This window comes from Solibacillus palustris, assembly GCF_022549215.1.
In the GTDB taxonomy this organism is placed as follows: Bacteria; Bacillota; Bacilli; order Bacillales_A; family Planococcaceae; genus Solibacillus; species Solibacillus daqui.
In genome coordinates this window covers 121,743-135,846 of record NZ_JAKZFC010000009.1, presented here as the reverse complement: position 1 = coordinate 135,846, position 14,104 = coordinate 121,743, and the positions used below count along the sequence as shown (strand labels likewise).

At 38.2% G+C, this 14,104-nt stretch carries 20 protein-coding genes and 3 tRNA genes; 9 read left to right on the top strand and 14 right to left on the bottom strand.

Translation table 11 applies throughout. The features are described 5' to 3' along the window. Positions 1-5 precede the first annotated feature (5 nt). The 3 genes from LZ480_RS17990 to LZ480_RS17980 all read left to right on the top strand — a co-directional run bounded on the left by LZ480_RS17990 (position 6) and on the right by LZ480_RS17980 (position 240). Positions 6-82: transfer RNA gene (locus LZ480_RS17990), tRNA-Ile, on the top strand. Positions 83-91: 9 nt separating this feature from the next. Then, positions 92-167: transfer RNA gene (locus LZ480_RS17985), tRNA-Asn, on the top strand. Between the two features lies 1 nt (position 168). Beyond that, a tRNA-Glu gene (locus LZ480_RS17980) sits at positions 169-240 on the top strand. A 181-nt stretch (positions 241-421) separates the two neighbouring features. Here LZ480_RS17980 and LZ480_RS17975 read toward each other — a convergent pair. After that, the gene (locus tag LZ480_RS17975; protein WP_241370922.1) at positions 422-916 is read right to left on the bottom strand and encodes a GNAT family N-acetyltransferase; all 495 of its coding nucleotides are present in this window, start codon (positions 914-916) and stop codon (positions 422-424) included. Positions 917-1,202: 286 nt separating this feature from the next. Here LZ480_RS17975 and LZ480_RS17970 point away from each other — a divergent pair, with 286 nt between their 5' ends. Then, positions 1,203-2,273, top strand: a complete 1,071-nt coding sequence (locus tag LZ480_RS17970; protein WP_241370921.1) for a PQQ-dependent sugar dehydrogenase — start codon at positions 1,203-1,205, stop codon at positions 2,271-2,273. A gap of 58 nt (positions 2,274-2,331) precedes the next feature. Here the strand turns inward: LZ480_RS17970 and LZ480_RS17965 are convergent, their stop codons facing one another. Continuing rightward, positions 2,332-2,856 carry a GNAT family N-acetyltransferase gene (locus LZ480_RS17965; protein WP_241370920.1) on the bottom strand — a complete coding sequence of 175 codons (525 nt, stop codon included), beginning with the start codon at positions 2,854-2,856 and terminating at the stop codon, positions 2,332-2,334. Between the two features lie 201 nt (positions 2,857-3,057). Then, complete coding sequence (locus LZ480_RS17960) at positions 3,058-3,249, bottom strand: helix-turn-helix transcriptional regulator (RefSeq protein ID WP_241370919.1); 192 nt, start codon at positions 3,247-3,249, stop codon at positions 3,058-3,060. A gap of 109 nt (positions 3,250-3,358) precedes the next feature. On the opposite strand from LZ480_RS17960, the gene LZ480_RS17955 reads away from it, so the two are divergent. Beyond that, a complete protein-coding gene (locus tag LZ480_RS17955; protein ID WP_241370918.1) occupies positions 3,359-3,829 on the top strand; it encodes a GNAT family N-acetyltransferase in 471 nt (156 codons plus the stop codon). Next, positions 3,830-4,519, top strand: a complete 690-nt coding sequence (locus LZ480_RS17950; protein ID WP_241370917.1) for an HAD family hydrolase — start codon at positions 3,830-3,832, stop codon at positions 4,517-4,519. Between the two features lie 107 nt (positions 4,520-4,626). Here LZ480_RS17950 and LZ480_RS17945 read toward each other — a convergent pair whose 3' ends face one another. From LZ480_RS17945 to LZ480_RS17920, 6 genes are all read right to left on the bottom strand, one after another. Continuing rightward, complete coding sequence (locus LZ480_RS17945) at positions 4,627-5,247, bottom strand: zinc dependent phospholipase C family protein (RefSeq protein ID WP_241370916.1); 621 nt, start codon at positions 5,245-5,247, stop codon at positions 4,627-4,629. Positions 5,248-5,260: 13 nt separating this feature from the next. Continuing rightward, on the bottom strand, positions 5,261-6,238 hold the full coding sequence (locus LZ480_RS17940; RefSeq protein WP_241370915.1) for a threonine ammonia-lyase: 978 nt from the start codon (positions 6,236-6,238) through the stop codon (positions 5,261-5,263). Between the two features lie 13 nt (positions 6,239-6,251). Next, positions 6,252-6,713, bottom strand: a complete 462-nt coding sequence (locus LZ480_RS17935; RefSeq protein WP_241370914.1) for a RidA family protein — start codon at positions 6,711-6,713, stop codon at positions 6,252-6,254. Between the two features lie 137 nt (positions 6,714-6,850). Beyond that, complete coding sequence (locus LZ480_RS17930) at positions 6,851-7,213, bottom strand: VOC family protein (RefSeq protein ID WP_241370913.1); 363 nt, start codon at positions 7,211-7,213, stop codon at positions 6,851-6,853. Positions 7,214-7,359: 146 nt separating this feature from the next. Then, entirely contained in the window at positions 7,360-8,388 is a 1,029-nt protein-coding gene (locus LZ480_RS17925; protein ID WP_241370912.1) for a DUF4179 domain-containing protein, read from the bottom strand. Then, positions 8,385-8,951: a sigma-70 family RNA polymerase sigma factor gene (locus LZ480_RS17920; protein ID WP_241370911.1), complete on the bottom strand. Its 567-nt coding sequence runs from the start codon at positions 8,949-8,951 to the stop codon at positions 8,385-8,387. The genes LZ480_RS17925 and LZ480_RS17920 overlap by 4 nt, the downstream gene beginning before the upstream one ends. A 129-nt stretch (positions 8,952-9,080) precedes the next feature. Between LZ480_RS17920 and LZ480_RS17915 the strand changes: the two genes are divergently transcribed. Continuing rightward, a complete protein-coding gene (locus LZ480_RS17915) occupies positions 9,081-9,584 on the top strand; it encodes a GNAT family N-acetyltransferase (RefSeq protein ID WP_241370910.1) in 504 nt (167 codons plus the stop codon). Between the two features lie 10 nt (positions 9,585-9,594). Next, positions 9,595-10,086 carry a tetratricopeptide repeat protein gene (locus tag LZ480_RS17910; protein ID WP_241370909.1) on the top strand — a complete coding sequence of 164 codons (492 nt, stop codon included), beginning with the start codon at positions 9,595-9,597 and terminating at the stop codon, positions 10,084-10,086. A gap of 54 nt (positions 10,087-10,140) precedes the next feature. On the opposite strand, the gene LZ480_RS17905 is transcribed toward LZ480_RS17910, so the two are convergent. The 4 genes from LZ480_RS17905 to lepB all read right to left on the bottom strand — a co-directional run bounded on the left by LZ480_RS17905 (position 10,141) and on the right by lepB (position 12,399). Further along, entirely contained in the window at positions 10,141-10,749 is a 609-nt protein-coding gene (locus LZ480_RS17905) for a Type 1 glutamine amidotransferase-like domain-containing protein (RefSeq protein WP_241370908.1), read from the bottom strand. A gap of 66 nt (positions 10,750-10,815) precedes the next feature. After that, positions 10,816-11,262 (bottom strand): NUDIX domain-containing protein, encoded by a 447-nt coding sequence (locus LZ480_RS17900; protein ID WP_241370907.1) that lies wholly within the window; start codon positions 11,260-11,262, stop codon positions 10,816-10,818. A gap of 12 nt (positions 11,263-11,274) precedes the next feature. Then, complete coding sequence (locus LZ480_RS17895) at positions 11,275-11,817, bottom strand: GNAT family N-acetyltransferase (protein WP_241370906.1); 543 nt, start codon at positions 11,815-11,817, stop codon at positions 11,275-11,277. Positions 11,818-11,838: 21 nt separating this feature from the next. Further along, the gene (gene lepB, locus LZ480_RS17890) at positions 11,839-12,399 is read right to left on the bottom strand and encodes a signal peptidase I (RefSeq protein ID WP_241370905.1); all 561 of its coding nucleotides are present in this window, start codon (positions 12,397-12,399) and stop codon (positions 11,839-11,841) included. A 109-nt stretch (positions 12,400-12,508) separates the two neighbouring features. Between lepB and LZ480_RS17885 the strand changes: the two genes are divergently transcribed. Next, positions 12,509-12,880, top strand: coding sequence for a nuclear transport factor 2 family protein (locus LZ480_RS17885; RefSeq protein ID WP_255731539.1), 372 nt, complete (start codon positions 12,509-12,511; stop codon positions 12,878-12,880). A gap of 40 nt (positions 12,881-12,920) precedes the next feature. On the opposite strand, the gene LZ480_RS17880 is transcribed toward LZ480_RS17885, so the two are convergent. After that, positions 12,921-14,102, bottom strand: coding sequence for a M20 metallopeptidase family protein (locus LZ480_RS17880; protein WP_408641638.1), 1,182 nt, complete (start codon positions 14,100-14,102; stop codon positions 12,921-12,923). Between the last annotated feature and the right edge of the window lie 2 nt (positions 14,103-14,104).

The following is a 14,104-nucleotide window of genomic DNA, read 5'->3' as shown; positions in this document are numbered from 1 at the left end:
TTAGAGGGCCTATAGCTCAGCTGGTTAGAGCGCACGCCTGATAAGCGTGAGGTCGATGGTTCGAGTCCATTTAGGCCCACCAAAGTATTATTCCGAAGTAGCTCAGTTGGTAGAGCATCCGGCTGTTAACCGGCAGGTCGCAGGTTCGAGTCCTGCCTTCGGAGCCATGGCCCGTTGGTCAAGTGGTTAAGACACCGCCCTTTCACGGCGGTAACACGGGTTCGAATCCCGTACGGGTCATTCATAAGCGTGTAGCGATTGCTACACGCTTTTTTTTTATAATAAGGGAATTATAGATAGGTTATTGCATTAACAATGTAACTAATTAAGTTTGACTATAGAGTGTAGCCCGGTTAATTAGTGAATTAAAGTATAGAACGAAAGCAGTCATGAAGGGGCTACTTTCGTTCTTTTTTTTCTGTTAAAGAAGCAGGCTCATATAAATTTCGTTTACAAATCGATCATGGATCCATAGGGAATCTCGTTTGACCCCTTCTTCTATAAAGCCCATTTTTTTATAAAGATGAACAGCTTGACTATTATGTTCGATAACGGTCAATTCTAAGCGGTGTAGCTTTTGTTGTTTCGCCCAATTAATCATATGCTCAAATAGCTTTGTACCAGTACCTTTTCCGCGACTGAGGCTATGTACGCCAACTGCAATTGTCGCACGATGAGAGGTACGACTTAAATTTTCAGCCTTTAATAATAGATAGCCTAAAATCTCTTCATTTTCTTCTGCGACAAAGAAGCATGATTTAGGAGCTGTGTTCATTATCTTGATAAATTTACTTAAGGAATCTGGAGTAGGTTGTCTTTCATTTGGCTCATATAGCATAAAGCCAGAAGCCTCAGCATCTTTCATTACCGTAATAATTTTTATAACATCTTGTTCGACTGCTCGTCTTACTAACATAAAAATCTCTCCTTTATATAAAAGCTCCGCCCCAGACAAGAAACAAAGGGGAAAGTGATAATGATAAAAATATTTGGGATAACAACAGTGGATTTTTTTTACAATTCTAGTTTAATATTAATTCAAAAATGAAAAACAAACTAGTAAAAGTTCGTTATTCACATAATAAAGCAGATTTGAAAATGAAGCATAATGCAGCAATGATTAGCAGTAAAAAGAAGCATTCAAACAGGGTAAAACCAATACTAAGCTAGGTAATAAAATAATGTTAGTTGGAGGGCTGCTTTTGAGAATCCATTTATTAAGAATTACACTGCTTGTTTTATTAGTCACGGGATGTAAAGCAAATGGTAAGGAACAAATAGTAGAGGAAGCCGAACAGCCAAACAACGAAATTGCTGTCGAAATAATCGCAGAAAACCTAAAGGCTCCGTGGGCTATTGAAAAGCATAAAGATACCTTTTATATAACCGAGCGTACAGGATCGATTGTAAAAATTGAGGCTGATTCTATGTCGCGTCAGAATGTGAAGCTTGAACAAACACTTTCCACTGCTGCAGAGGCTGGGTTACTCGGTTTTGTGTTAGCACCCGATTTTTCAAATTCCAATGTAGCATTTGCATATTACACGTATGAAAAGGTCGATAAACAGTTGAACCGTGTAGTATTGTTGCAGCTAGATGATGAAGTTTGGAATGAGCGAAAGACATTAATAGACGGGATTCCCAGTGGAATATACCATCACGGGGGGCGCTTGAAAATTGGGCCAGATAATAAGCTATATGTAACAGCAGGGGATGCATCCAATCCTGAGCTTGCACAAAATAAAGAGAATCTTGCTGGGAAGATTTTGCGTATGAATTTAGATGGCTCGATTCCAGACGATAATCCATTTAAAAACTCATATGTATACAGTTATGGGCATCGCAACCCGCAAGGACTCGTTTGGTCGACTGAGGGAGTAATGTATGCAACGGAGCATGGACAAAGCGCGAATGATGAAGTAAACGAAATTAAGGCAGGAGAAAATTATGGCTGGCCCATTATTGAAGGAATGAAAAAGCAAGATAATATGATGCCGCCATTATTCACATCAGGGAAGGGCAGTACTTGGGCGCCGTCGGGTATGGCTTATGATCATGATGTACTTTATGTGGCAGCTCTAAGGGGAACAGCGCTACTAGCTTTTAATTTAAAAACAGATGAAGTGCATGAAATTGTCAATGATGTTGGACGGATTCGAGATGTATGGATTGAAGAGGATACGCTGCACTTTATTACAAATAATACGGATGGTCGTGGGCAACCAGTTACGGGAGATGACCGATTGTACCGTATGGAGTTAATAGGTGAATAAAGGTTATTACATCAAATCCGCGCAATTGAAGAAGGTAGTATGCGCGGATTTATCGGTTTTACAATGTAATCCAATATCTTCGTGTTAATTTTTGATCACCTGGATCAACGCGTTTGTCTTCTAATAAACCGCCATTGTTCTCAATTACTTTGTAGGAAGCAATATTATCATCTGTACATGTAATGAGTACTTTTTGTAAGCCGAAATTTTTGGCTTCTTCTAATGCAAGCTTTAACATTTCTGTTGCGAGTCCTTGCCGACGTTTGCTTGGTGCAACGGAGTAGCCGATATGCCCGATATAATTAAGCAAATAATCATTGAGCTCTTTGCGGAAGTTAAGCATGCCGACTACGTTGTCATTATTGTCTATCGCAATATATTGCTCTGCAGGCATATAATCATTTTGAACAGTTTCCCAATGACGATTTTTTTCAATTTGATCAAGCCATTGTTCTATACTTTCGGCAAAAGCAATTTGTGAACTGCCCTCAATACCGCTTGGGTTATAAGGAAATTCATTTTTATAAGCAATAAGTTGAGACTCATAAGCTAAGCTAGGGTGAATAAGCTGAATAGATGCCATATATATTTCTCCTTTTGATTTTTTAGTGGATAGGAAAGTATAAATTTTTTTCAAAGAAATCCACATAAGAAAAGACATTAATTCGCGCTATTTGGCGCGAATTATGTTTTTCTAATGAAGTTATTCAATTTTAATACTTGTGTAAAAAAATGTAAACAAAAAAACAGCCTATCTAAAAGTGATGATAGACTGATTTTTTTACTATGCCCAAAATAATTCATCGAGTGTTTTATTTAACGTTTTACAAATCGCGAGACATACACTGAGTGTCGGATTGTATTTGCCAAGCTCGATTAAACCAATTGTTTGACGTGTAACTCCAACCTTTTTTGCAAGCTCTTCTTGTGACAAATCCATTTCAATACGTGCCATTTTTAAGCGTACATTTTTCATTCTATTTCACCACGCATCTTCATCATCTTTAAGCATTTTATCATTAATTTGCTTGCATTAGGGTTATGTTATTTTTATACATATAGGATTCATATGGGGGGGCATGAAAATGCTTGAGACAATTAAGAATGTTACAGATGGAAAGCAAATTATCAAGGTGATTCATGCAGCATTTAAACGTTATGAACAAGATTTGATGCCGTCCAGTGCTTTAGCTGAAACGGCAACTACAATTGAACAAGAGCTTGAAAGTAATGTGTTGATATGGGGCGCAGAGATTCATGAGCGGCTTGTTGGGGTTGTAAAAGTTACACGCTTTAAAGATCATTTTTATTTTTCAAGATTGGCAGTATTGCCTGAATTTCAAGGGAAGGGCATAGCGAGTACGCTCGTGAATTTTATTGAAAAGTTGGCAGTACAAGAGCAGATTCCATATGTACGCTGTAAGGTCTGTAAATCGGAAGTGAATAATATTAGGCTGTATAAAAAACTCGGGTTTCGCATTTCAAAAGAGGGGGTAACGACGAGCTCTCTAGGTTTTGTGATGGAGACGATGACGATGGAGAAGGAGGCTAAATAGATGAAGGCGATACTGTTTGATTTAGATGGTACATTATTAAATCGGGATGCATCAGTAAAAGTTTTTGTGGAAAAGCAATATGAACGTTTATATAACTATGTTGGGCATATACCAAAGGAACAATATACTGAGTGTTTTATCGAACTGGATCAGCGCGGTTATGTTTGGAAGGACAAGGTGTATGCTCAATTAGTACAGGAATTTGCGATTACGAATATAACGTCAGAGCAGTTATTAGAAGACTATTTACATGAATTTAAATATAGCTGCGTAGCATTTCCAAATTTAATCGAACTGTTAAAAGCGTTAAAGAAAGCGTACTACCAATTAGGCATTATTACAAATGGTTATGGTCAATTCCAAATGGACAATATAAAGGCATTACAAATCGAACATTATTTTGATGTAATTTTAGTATCTGAATGGGAAGGAATGAAAAAGCCAGATGAACGCATTTTCTTAAAGGCTTTAAGTCAGTTACAGGCTACACCTTCAGAAAGTGTATTTGTTGGAGATCATCCTGAAAATGATGTGAAGGCTGCAAGGCGCATAGGGATGAAGGGCGTATGGATAAAGGATGATCAGTGGGATGACGTTTTGGCAGATGCAGTTATAGAGGATTTGCTTGAATTATTGCCCGTACTTGAAAAGTTTAGAAAAACACATTTCGCACCAAATAAAGCAAAATGATGTTGCATCTTTGTGGATTTCCTTGAATAATTCATACTTAGCTATCAACTAAAAAAATGAGCCACTGAGCAAAGTTTAAGTTAGTGGCTCTATAAGGTTTTAGCAATTTACTCTAGGCGTATTGCTCTGTTTTGCTGAATCAAATAAATGCTTTTTTCAGTGGACGTTTCAATATAGCCGATAATTTGCTCCAACGTGAATACATTTAGAGTGGGATGAAGATTGCCGACTTTATCTTTCATGTCTTCGATGACATACCGAGCAAAATGCATCACTTCGTTTGGTTGCACTTCATCTAGCTTTAGTAACTGAGCGTCGTTTGTTAGATGGTTGATGAGTTCGTCTTTTAAATTATAGTAATGAATAAGTTGTGTATTGAGTACTTGGAAATCCTGATGATATAGCGGGAGTACTTCGGCGTTTGACTCAATACGATTTTTTAACCAAGGTAGATAGAAGCCTTGAAGCCAATACTCATCCGCAATAAGATGTGCAAAATAGCCAAGAATAAAGTCATTGGTAGCATATTCGTTATATTTCTTAATGAATGATTCATAATCAATCCTACGTGTATATTCCTCATGCTTTCCAGTGTAAAAATGAGACGCTTCTTTATTTGAAGAAGCATCTGCTGCAATGCCACCTAATATAAATTCTGTTTTATTTGTAATGTGTAAAGCATCAGCCACTTTATAAGCGATAATGGCATGCATAATTCTAGATCCCATGATGTCACCACCCCTAGCAGTTTACCTGAGAAAACTTTGCTGTATCTACAATCAATCCTTGTACATTTTCAAGGTCAACATTGCCACCAGATATAAGTGTGACGATATTTTTCCCTTGTATGTTGAGCTTATTATAGAGAACGGCTGCGACAGTTGTTGCGCTTGAAGGCTCAATCAGTTGCTTTGTGCGCTCGAGTACAAAGCTAAAGGCCATGCGAATTTCGTCTTCACTTACGAGAACAAGATCATCTAAGTATTTCGTTAGCACTGGGAATGTTAAATCACCAGGTTGGTTTGTACGTAATCCATCTGCAATCGTGTTTGTTGCAGAAATCGCAGTGATTTTTTTGTTTTGTAGTGATAGGTATGTGTCATTGGCAAGCGCGGGCTCTACACCAATTATTTGAATAGCAGGATTCGTTTCTTTTATGGCAGTTAAAATACCTGAAATTAAGCCGCCACCACCAATTGGCACAACAATGGCGTCGATGTTATGAAGCTGTTGTAAAATTTCAAGCCCTACTGTTCCTTGGCCAGCCATAATAAGCGGATCGTCGTAAGGGGGAATATAGATGCCGTTTTGCTCGTTGGCAATTTGCATTGCTCTAGGTAGACGTTCAATAGATGTAGTCCCGCACTTTTCAACTTGCCCATTGTAGCCGATGATGGCGTTAATTTTACACTGGCTGGCATTTTCAGGCACAACAATTGTTGATGGGACGCCGTATTTATCTGCCACGAAAGCTACGGCTTGTCCGTGATTGCCTGAAGATGCCGTTGTTACATGCTGTGCACCATTCTCGACTGCATGAATGACCATATTGCTAGCCCCGCGTATTTTAAATGAGCCTGTTTTTTGTAGGTGTTCTGCCTTTAAAAAAAGTTGATTTCCGCATAACTTCGATAGCTGTTCCGATTGAAGAATCGGTGTCTCATAGACGATACTTTGAATACGCTGTCTAGCATCTTGAATATCTTTTAGTGTAATCAATTATTTCACTCCTTTATTTAATGGCGATTATAAAATCGATTTCAACTGGTGCGTTGCTAGGAAGGGTTGCAACGCCAATAGCAGTACGCGCATGGCGGCCTTTTTCACCAAAGATTTTTTCAAGTAGCGCAGAAGCCGCGTCAAGCACTTTTGATGGCTCGTAAAAGTCAGGTGCTACTTGAACATAGCCTGTTACTTTAAGGATTTGTTCGACCTGATCGAGTGAACCAATCTGTGCCTTTAAGCAGCTAAGGCCTTTTAATACACAGTATTCAGCGAGTTCACTTGCCTGCTCGATTGTAACGTCTCGACCAACTTTACCGGGAAGCGGAATGTGTCCATCGATGCGAGGGACTTGTCCACTAATATAAGCAATATGTTGATGAATTGTTACGGGTACATAGTTGTAAAGTGGGGGTGTTGCTTCAGGTAGCTGTAAGCCTAATTCATGTAGGCGCTGTTCAATGGTACTCAAGAAAAAAACTCCTCTCGATATGGATGTGATTAATACTATTTTAAGAAAGTTTGAGTGAAATCCTTGTATTGGAAATTTGTGTGTAGGCATTAATAATTCTACGCTCATGTTATGCGAATAACGTAGAAAATCAGCTATTATTGATCTTCAAATTGTAGATATTCTATAATATTTCCAAATGGATCTTTAAAGCTAATAAACTTTCCGGGCGGGCAAGCAGTTGGTTCTGCTACTAAAAATTCAACTGATTTTTCTTTTAAAAGTTTAGCTTTTTGCACGATATTTTCTGTTTTTAGTGCTAAAACAACGCGTGATGTACTTGCTGTGTTTTCGATTAATTGATCATTTTCTTCTAGAATGAATGGGATTCCTTTATGAACAAGTGAAACAATTTTAGGGCTATACTGTTTATTTACTTCAAAGCCTAAGCTATTAGTGTAAAAATTAATTGCTTCGTTTAAATTTGGAACATAAATAGTAATGACACAAACTTGATTCATAAATTATTGCCTCCAGTTTTTTGTGGATTTGAGAACAAACGTTTCTTTTAATTTTAAAGAATTGAAAGGGTAATTTATATAGTAATTTTTTGATTATTTAAAAAACAGCGTCACAAGTTACTTGACGCTGTTTTAACTTAGTAAATTTATTTGCTTGTTAATTCTATAACAATAACACTAAGCGGAATTTCTTCATGTCCTCGCCCGTTCTCTAAGCTAGCAATCGCTGTTGGCTCAATGAACAGCTTTGTTGCACCATCTTTAATGGCGCCAAATGTAGTTGTCCCAGTAAAGGTTTTAAAGTCGTCGGAAGTTTGTCCACCACCGCTTGTCCCATCTACGTAAATGTTTCCTAAATTGTCTTTCACCGTAAATACAGGTGTTACAGATAGCCAAGATTTCATGAGCTCATCGCTTGCGAATTGTTTATAGGATAAAACCGTTGAAACGTCTGTGAATTCGATGGAATTTAAAGCTAGGTTTACGCCACTACTTTCTACCGTTTTATTGACTGCAAGTACGGTCCCCTCTAAACGGCTTAGTGAGAAGTTAAATGACCAATCACCCTTTACTTCCATAGTAGTTTCGTGATTGTAAAAGGCTTTTGGCTCCCATGTTACTTCGATTGTTTCAGGATGTTCACTATCTTTAAAAAAGGGTGTGAGTTCAGCTACACCGATATAGTGATTGTTATCTACTTGGATAATTTTGTCACTACCACTCATTCCATTAGCACCTTTGACATCGAACCAATTTCCACCGCTTATGGAAAGTGATTTTCCTAAATTTGATTCTGTTTTGAGGGCATAAGAAACGATAATATTTGTGCCGTCATATACAGCGTGATCGATTAAAATTGAAACACCGTTATCTGAATCAACAAGTCCTAAATCATCTGAGAATGCTTCAAAGTTTGTATATTGCCCGTAATCATCATCAAAATAGCTGATGACATTATTCATAAATGGAATTTGAGAGGCTAAGGATGGAAAAGCGAAAGTTGTCACAGTAGTAGCACTAATGAGTAGTACGGCTGCAACGCTAAGCGATTTCCAAATGGGCGCTTTTTTACGTTTTTTGAAGACGTGCTGTTTGACGCGTTGTTTTTCAAGCTCCGTTACTTGTTCTAATTCGAGGTTATCGATGTCGAGTTCCATCCATTCTTTCATGCTCATATTAAACGCTCCTTTAAGTTGACATGTTGTGCGAGTTCTTTTTTGCCGCGATATAAACGGTTATCGACAGCGGCTTTTGTTAGTCCAAGCGTGTCGGCAATTTCGCTATTTGTTAGCTCTAAATAGTATTTCATCATAAAAATATGTCGGTCGAGCTCAGCTAATTTACTAATGGCAAAGAGCAGTTCATTTTTTTGTTCGCGTTCAAGTATTTGTTGTTCGGTAGTGTAGCTTGTTTGCTGCTGTCCGAATGGCTGCTCTTCAGATTGCTCACGAGCTACGCGTTTTTCGTATTGTCGGTAGCGGTCGATTGCTTTATATTTCGTAATCATGCCAATCCATTTTTTAAAGTCTGTGCTGTCTCCTTGAAATTGCGCGGCATTTTGCCAAACACTTAAAAACACATCATTCACACATTCATCTACATCGTATTTGGATTGTGTGTGTAAAATTTTGTATGCAATTGCTTTAACAAGTGGCATGTAACTATCGATAATATAATCAAGGGCATCTTCCTTTTGTTTTTTCAATCGATCGATAAAATTAGTTGGTGAACTTTTCATAGGCTAGGCTCCTTATTGTATTGAAAAAGCTTTTTCATCTAGTACAACGAAGCAAGTGTAAATTTATTCTCAATATTTTTTAAAAAGTATTTCCGCAATGAAAACGGTTTGATAAAAGGAGGAGGAATCATGAGTAATAAACAATTAATAAAACTACGGCCAATTTCACTAGACGATTATACAGTAGTTTTGACGTGGAGCAAGGACCATATTTTTTGTTTGGCAAATGGCTGGGAAGTTAATCGACAGGAAGAGGAGCTATGTCAATGGTGGGAACATTGTGTAACGAATAAGGCGAAGGATTTTATGCGATTGGGGATTGAGACAAGTGATAGGTTAATTGGATATGTTGATTTAGCTTGTATAGAAGGGAATACAGCAGAGTTTGGTATTGCAATTGGCGATCGTAATGCGTGGGGAAAAGGATTTGGTTCACAAGCGGCGCTAAGCCTTTTTGAGTTTGCCTCAATCGAGCTAGGGATTACAAGATTTACTGCTGAAACACATGAAGCAAATATCCGTTCAAGAAGGATGCTCCAAAAGCTCGGGTTTCAAGAGGTAAGTAGAATTGGAACTGAACGTTATTTAGAAATGGATAGTGCACTTATTCAATATGAAATGATTTTTAATTAGGAGTGTCTATATGTCGGAACAGGAAACGTTAAAACAAGCTTTACGATATCGAAATGAAAACAAATTGAAGGAATCCAATGAATTACTCGTAGCATTAGCAAAAGAGCGCCCAGCAGATGCGTATATAAACTATCAATGTGCATGGAGCTTTGATTGCCTGGGTGAAGAAGCGCAGGCAGTTCCATATTATGAAGTTGCCATTCAAGGGAAGTTACAAAAAGAAGATTTACAGGGTGCTTATTTAGGGTTGGGAAGTACATATCGAACGCTTGGTGAATACGAAAAATCAAGGGATGTTTTTGAAAAGGCAGTAAGCTTTTTTCCAGAAAATGAATCGTTAAAAGTGTTTTATGCGATGACGCTCTATAATTTGCAAGCTCATAGTGAGGCAATGGAGTTGCTGTTAAAATGTTTAACAAACACAACATCTGATCATTCGATTTTAATGTATAAGCGAGCGATTGAATTTTATTCAGACAAGTTAGATGAAACGTGGGAGTAATAGAAAAGGAAGTGTCCGTAAAGTGATTCGGGGATACTTCCTTTGCGATTAATTTTAATAACTAGTTAACTTCATCACGCATTGTTCGTTTTTAAAGTGCAAATTTTCATTGTCAGTTAATGTGTAGCTGGGGACAATATTATGTGTACTTGCCCATGTATCAAATAGTTTTTGACGTTCTGATTCCTGATAATGAGGACAAAAGGCACCTTTTAATAGCCCTAAGCCTTCAAATTGTATAAAACGACCATCGACCTCACTATAGCAAGTCTCAAACCAGCACATGGCACCAGCACTGACGCCTGCTAAAATGATACCTTCTGCATAAGCATTTTTTAACACGCCATCAAATCCAGCTGCATTCCAGCAATCCAGCATATATTTTGTGTTACCACCGCCTACATAAAGAATATCTTGTGCATTGATGATGTGCTGAATGTCCTGCCTATGAAAATCTTGCTGTGTAATATGTGTTGTCTCATGCAGTTGAAATGAAGTGTGAAATTTTTCAATATAATGCGGATTATCATTGCTCGCTGTGGCGATGAATGCTATTTTAACAGGAGCGTTTTTCTGTGTAAGCTGAATCAAATATTGATCGATGGCTGCATTTTGTTGTTCAGAAAATCCGCCTCCTGAAATGGCGAGTATGTGCCGGTTCATTATGCTCATCCCTTTCTAAAACAAAGAGAGGTATCACGTACTAGCACGCAATTCCTCTCGCTATTTTTAATCACGGTGTACAATATGCACAACACCCAATTCATCTGCTTTATGTATAAGTTGAGCGAACGCTTGGGGTTTTAATTTGTGAATTTCTGCTTTCGATAGCCAGTACAGCTTTTGGTCGTCATAATCGATCCCTGCATACGTTTCTTTAAAGGGAATCGTGCCGCGATAGACATATAAAATTTCGTGGTGGGCTTGTCCTAATGTGAAGAAATTTTCAATGATTGCAAATAATCTTATGTCTTTTAGTTGCTCACCAGTTTCTTCATAAAGCTCACGAATTGCCGCATCATTACTTGCTTCACCAAATTTTACGCGTCCACCAGGTAGAGAAAGAAGGCCGTTTGGGAATTCGCTTATGAGGAGACTGTCTTCCTGTTCAATCCAAACGGCCACACGTATATTGAGTTTTCCTTCTTCTAAAGGAATCGTTAAATCTTGCATCATTCGTTTTGCTCCTTACGATAAATTGGCTTCTTCACGTAAAATCGAATACATTTTTAAATCGTAGTAAGTACCTTTAGAAAATTTCGCTTTGCGCATCGTTCCTTCATATACCATGCCTATCTTTTGCATAACTCGCTCGGAGCCAATGTTTTCCGCAAAGCATCGTGCTTGAATACGCTCTAAATTAAGCTTGGCAAAGCCATAATGAACAATTGCTTGCGCGGCTTCACTCATATAGCCCTTGCCCCAGTATAGATGTGATACGGCATAACCGATTTCGCCAATGCGTTCCTCTTTATTGAACATCACATAATCAATCGTGCCGATAAATTCATCCGAATCCTTTAAAGTAACCGCCCACGCATAGTTTTCCTGTTCGTATTTATCAATCATAAATTGTAAAAATTGTTTTGTTTGCTCTGAAGATGTGTGTGAATCCCATAATACGTATTTGGTAACGTCGTCGTTTGAGGCGTAAATGTACATAGCCTGTGCATCTTCAATTTTTAATTGACGTAAAATAAGTCGTTCTGTTTCTAAAACAGGAAAATTCATTATCGTCACCTCAAGGTTCAATTATTGTACCCAGCCAAATTCATCAAACGGATAAACCCGAATATTTGCTTTCCCGATAATTTTGTCTTTAGCGACTAAGCCAACACGTGCATCGCGACTATCACTACTTTTACGACGATTGTCTCCTAACACTAAATAATAATCTTCAGGAATTTTAGAACTGTCTGTCAGTTGTTCTAACGTGAAATCATATGTTAAATCACCGAAGCCGTCTAACTCTGATTTATATTGTGCCAAATATGGCTCTTCAAATTTTTCGCCATTCACGTAGAGTTCATCATTTTCGTATGCAATATGATCACCCGGCAAGCCGATAATGCGTTTAATGAAGTTGCGCTCATCAGGTGCTTTAAAAACAACAATATCAAAGCGCTCTAAATCTGTAATGGTTTTGCCAATTTTATTGACAATGATTCGGTCACCGTCCTCATACGTTGGCATCATGGAGGCACCGTCTACCATAATAGGCGAAAAAATAAATGAGCGGATTCCGATAACAAAAACGGCCGTTAAAACAATTACCTTTAACCATTCAAAAAACTCGTTTTTTTCTTTTTTCAATGTTAAACACCTCAACTCTCTATTAATCATCTGAATATTATAAATTCTATTTGTATTTCTAGGAATTAACAAGTAAAATCATTTTAATTCTTTTATGGGGGAGATTTGTATGAATTTAAAGCAGCATATAAAGACGTTAGAAGAAAGTCATATAAAGCCAGATGTGCGTGAAAGTGTGGAGAAGCTCGATGAAGTTTTAGCGGATGCGTTTTTTGAAATTGGTAGTTCAGGCTTTATGTATGATAAAAAAGAATGCTTGGAATCGGGTGTTGTGTTATCAGAGATGTCGCTGCATAACTTTGAAATGTATCCATTAGCAGATGGTGTTGTGTTGACGACTTATTTTATTGTCGATAAGACAAGAAATCGCAATTCATATCGTAGCTCGATTTGGAAGCTGATTGATGGACGTTGGCAAATGTATTTCCATCAAGGAACAATTTCGCCATTGTCATTGGAGGAAGCATTGAAGAAGGCTTAAGTATCTTGAAATTCAAGCCTTCTTCAACGTATATCTCGTTTTATCGAATAATGCCGTGCAATTTCAACACTTCAATAAATACTTCACCGGTATTGATCATTGATTGTTCATCGACGTCAAATTTTGGATGGTGGTGTGGATAGACGGCCTTAATGGACGGATTGCCACCACCAACGAAGAAAAATGTACCCGGTTTTTCTTGTAAATAATACGTGAAATCCTCTGCTCCCATGCTTGGTGGTACATTGACAACTTGTAGCTCTGGTAAATTAATCGACACTGCTTCACGTAGGGTAGCCGTTTCTGCTGGATGGTTATAAACTGCATCATAGCCACGTGTATACGTAAAATTAATTTTTGCATCATATTGAATTTCGATTGCTTTGTACAAGTTATTTAGCTTTTTTTCAACCATGTTACGTACATCAGGGTTAAATGTACGCACCGTTCCTGTTAAATAGGCTTTATCGGGAATGACATTTCCGACTGTACCGCTTTCGATTTTTCCGACTGTAACAACAGCGGATTCAATTGGGTCGGTATTACGGCTCACAATTGGCTGTACGCCAAAGACAAATTGCGCGGCTGCAACAATCGGGTCAATTGTTTCGTGTGGAGCAGCACCGTGTCCGCCTTTTCCTTGAATTGTAAGCTCGAAAAAGTCAGCTGCTGCCATTGCATAACCTTCACAAAATAGTATGGTACCAACATCTGACCATGAAGAAACGTGTGCTCCGTATACATAGTCAACGCCATCTAAACAGCCAGCCTCAACCATTGCCTTCGCGCCACCAGGGACAACTTCTTCGGCAAATTGGTGAATAAATACGACATTACCATGTATCTCATCGCGCGCCTCGCTTAATGCTCTCGCTAAACCAAGTAGTGCGGCAGTATGAATATCGTGACCACAAGCATGGCTCACACCATCAATTTTGGATTTGTAGGCAACTTCCTTCTCATCTTGAATGGGTAACGCATCAAAATCAGCACGCAATGCAATCGTTGGTCCATCAAATGTACCCTTTAAAAGACCAACAACGCCATTACCACCAACGTTTTCCTTCACCTCAATGCCATATGACCGTAGCTTTTCTGCAATCAGTTTTGGTGTATTTATTTCTTTAAAAGATAACTCTGGATACATGTGTAAATGTCTGCGAATTTCCACCATTTCATCAAAATTGGCTTGTAGCTTCTGCGTAAGACTCAATTCATCCACCC

Excerpts from the sequence above, each read along its gene's own strand:
- LZ480_RS17975 (WP_241370922.1), bottom strand. The coding sequence starts at position 916 with ATGTTAGTAAGACGAGCAGTCGAACAAGATGTTATAAAAATTATTACG.
- LZ480_RS17965 (WP_241370920.1), bottom strand. The coding sequence starts at position 2,856 with ATGGCATCTATTCAGCTTATTCACCCTAGCTTAGCTTATGAGTCTCAA.
- LZ480_RS17960 (WP_241370919.1), bottom strand. The coding sequence starts at position 3,249 with ATGAAAAATGTACGCTTAAAAATGGCACGTATTGAAATGGATTTGTCA.
- LZ480_RS17955 (WP_241370918.1), top strand. The coding sequence starts at position 3,359 with ATGCTTGAGACAATTAAGAATGTTACAGATGGAAAGCAAATTATCAAG.
- LZ480_RS17950 (WP_241370917.1), top strand. The coding sequence starts at position 3,830 with ATGAAGGCGATACTGTTTGATTTAGATGGTACATTATTAAATCGGGAT.
- LZ480_RS17945 (WP_241370916.1), bottom strand. The coding sequence starts at position 5,247 with ATGGGATCTAGAATTATGCATGCCATTATCGCTTATAAAGTGGCTGAT.
- LZ480_RS17930 (WP_241370913.1), bottom strand. The coding sequence starts at position 7,213 with ATGAATCAAGTTTGTGTCATTACTATTTATGTTCCAAATTTAAACGAA.
- LZ480_RS17925 (WP_241370912.1), bottom strand. The coding sequence starts at position 8,388 with ATGAGCATGAAAGAATGGATGGAACTCGACATCGATAACCTCGAATTA.
- LZ480_RS17920 (WP_241370911.1), bottom strand. The coding sequence starts at position 8,951 with ATGAAAAGTTCACCAACTAATTTTATCGATCGATTGAAAAAACAAAAG.
- LZ480_RS17915 (WP_241370910.1), top strand. The coding sequence starts at position 9,081 with ATGAGTAATAAACAATTAATAAAACTACGGCCAATTTCACTAGACGAT.
- LZ480_RS17910 (WP_241370909.1), top strand. The coding sequence starts at position 9,595 with ATGTCGGAACAGGAAACGTTAAAACAAGCTTTACGATATCGAAATGAA.
- LZ480_RS17905 (WP_241370908.1), bottom strand. The coding sequence starts at position 10,749 with ATGAACCGGCACATACTCGCCATTTCAGGAGGCGGATTTTCTGAACAA.
- LZ480_RS17900 (WP_241370907.1), bottom strand. The coding sequence starts at position 11,262 with ATGATGCAAGATTTAACGATTCCTTTAGAAGAAGGAAAACTCAATATA.
- LZ480_RS17895 (WP_241370906.1), bottom strand. The coding sequence starts at position 11,817 with ATGAATTTTCCTGTTTTAGAAACAGAACGACTTATTTTACGTCAATTA.
- LZ480_RS17885 (WP_255731539.1), top strand. The coding sequence starts at position 12,509 with ATGAATTTAAAGCAGCATATAAAGACGTTAGAAGAAAGTCATATAAAG.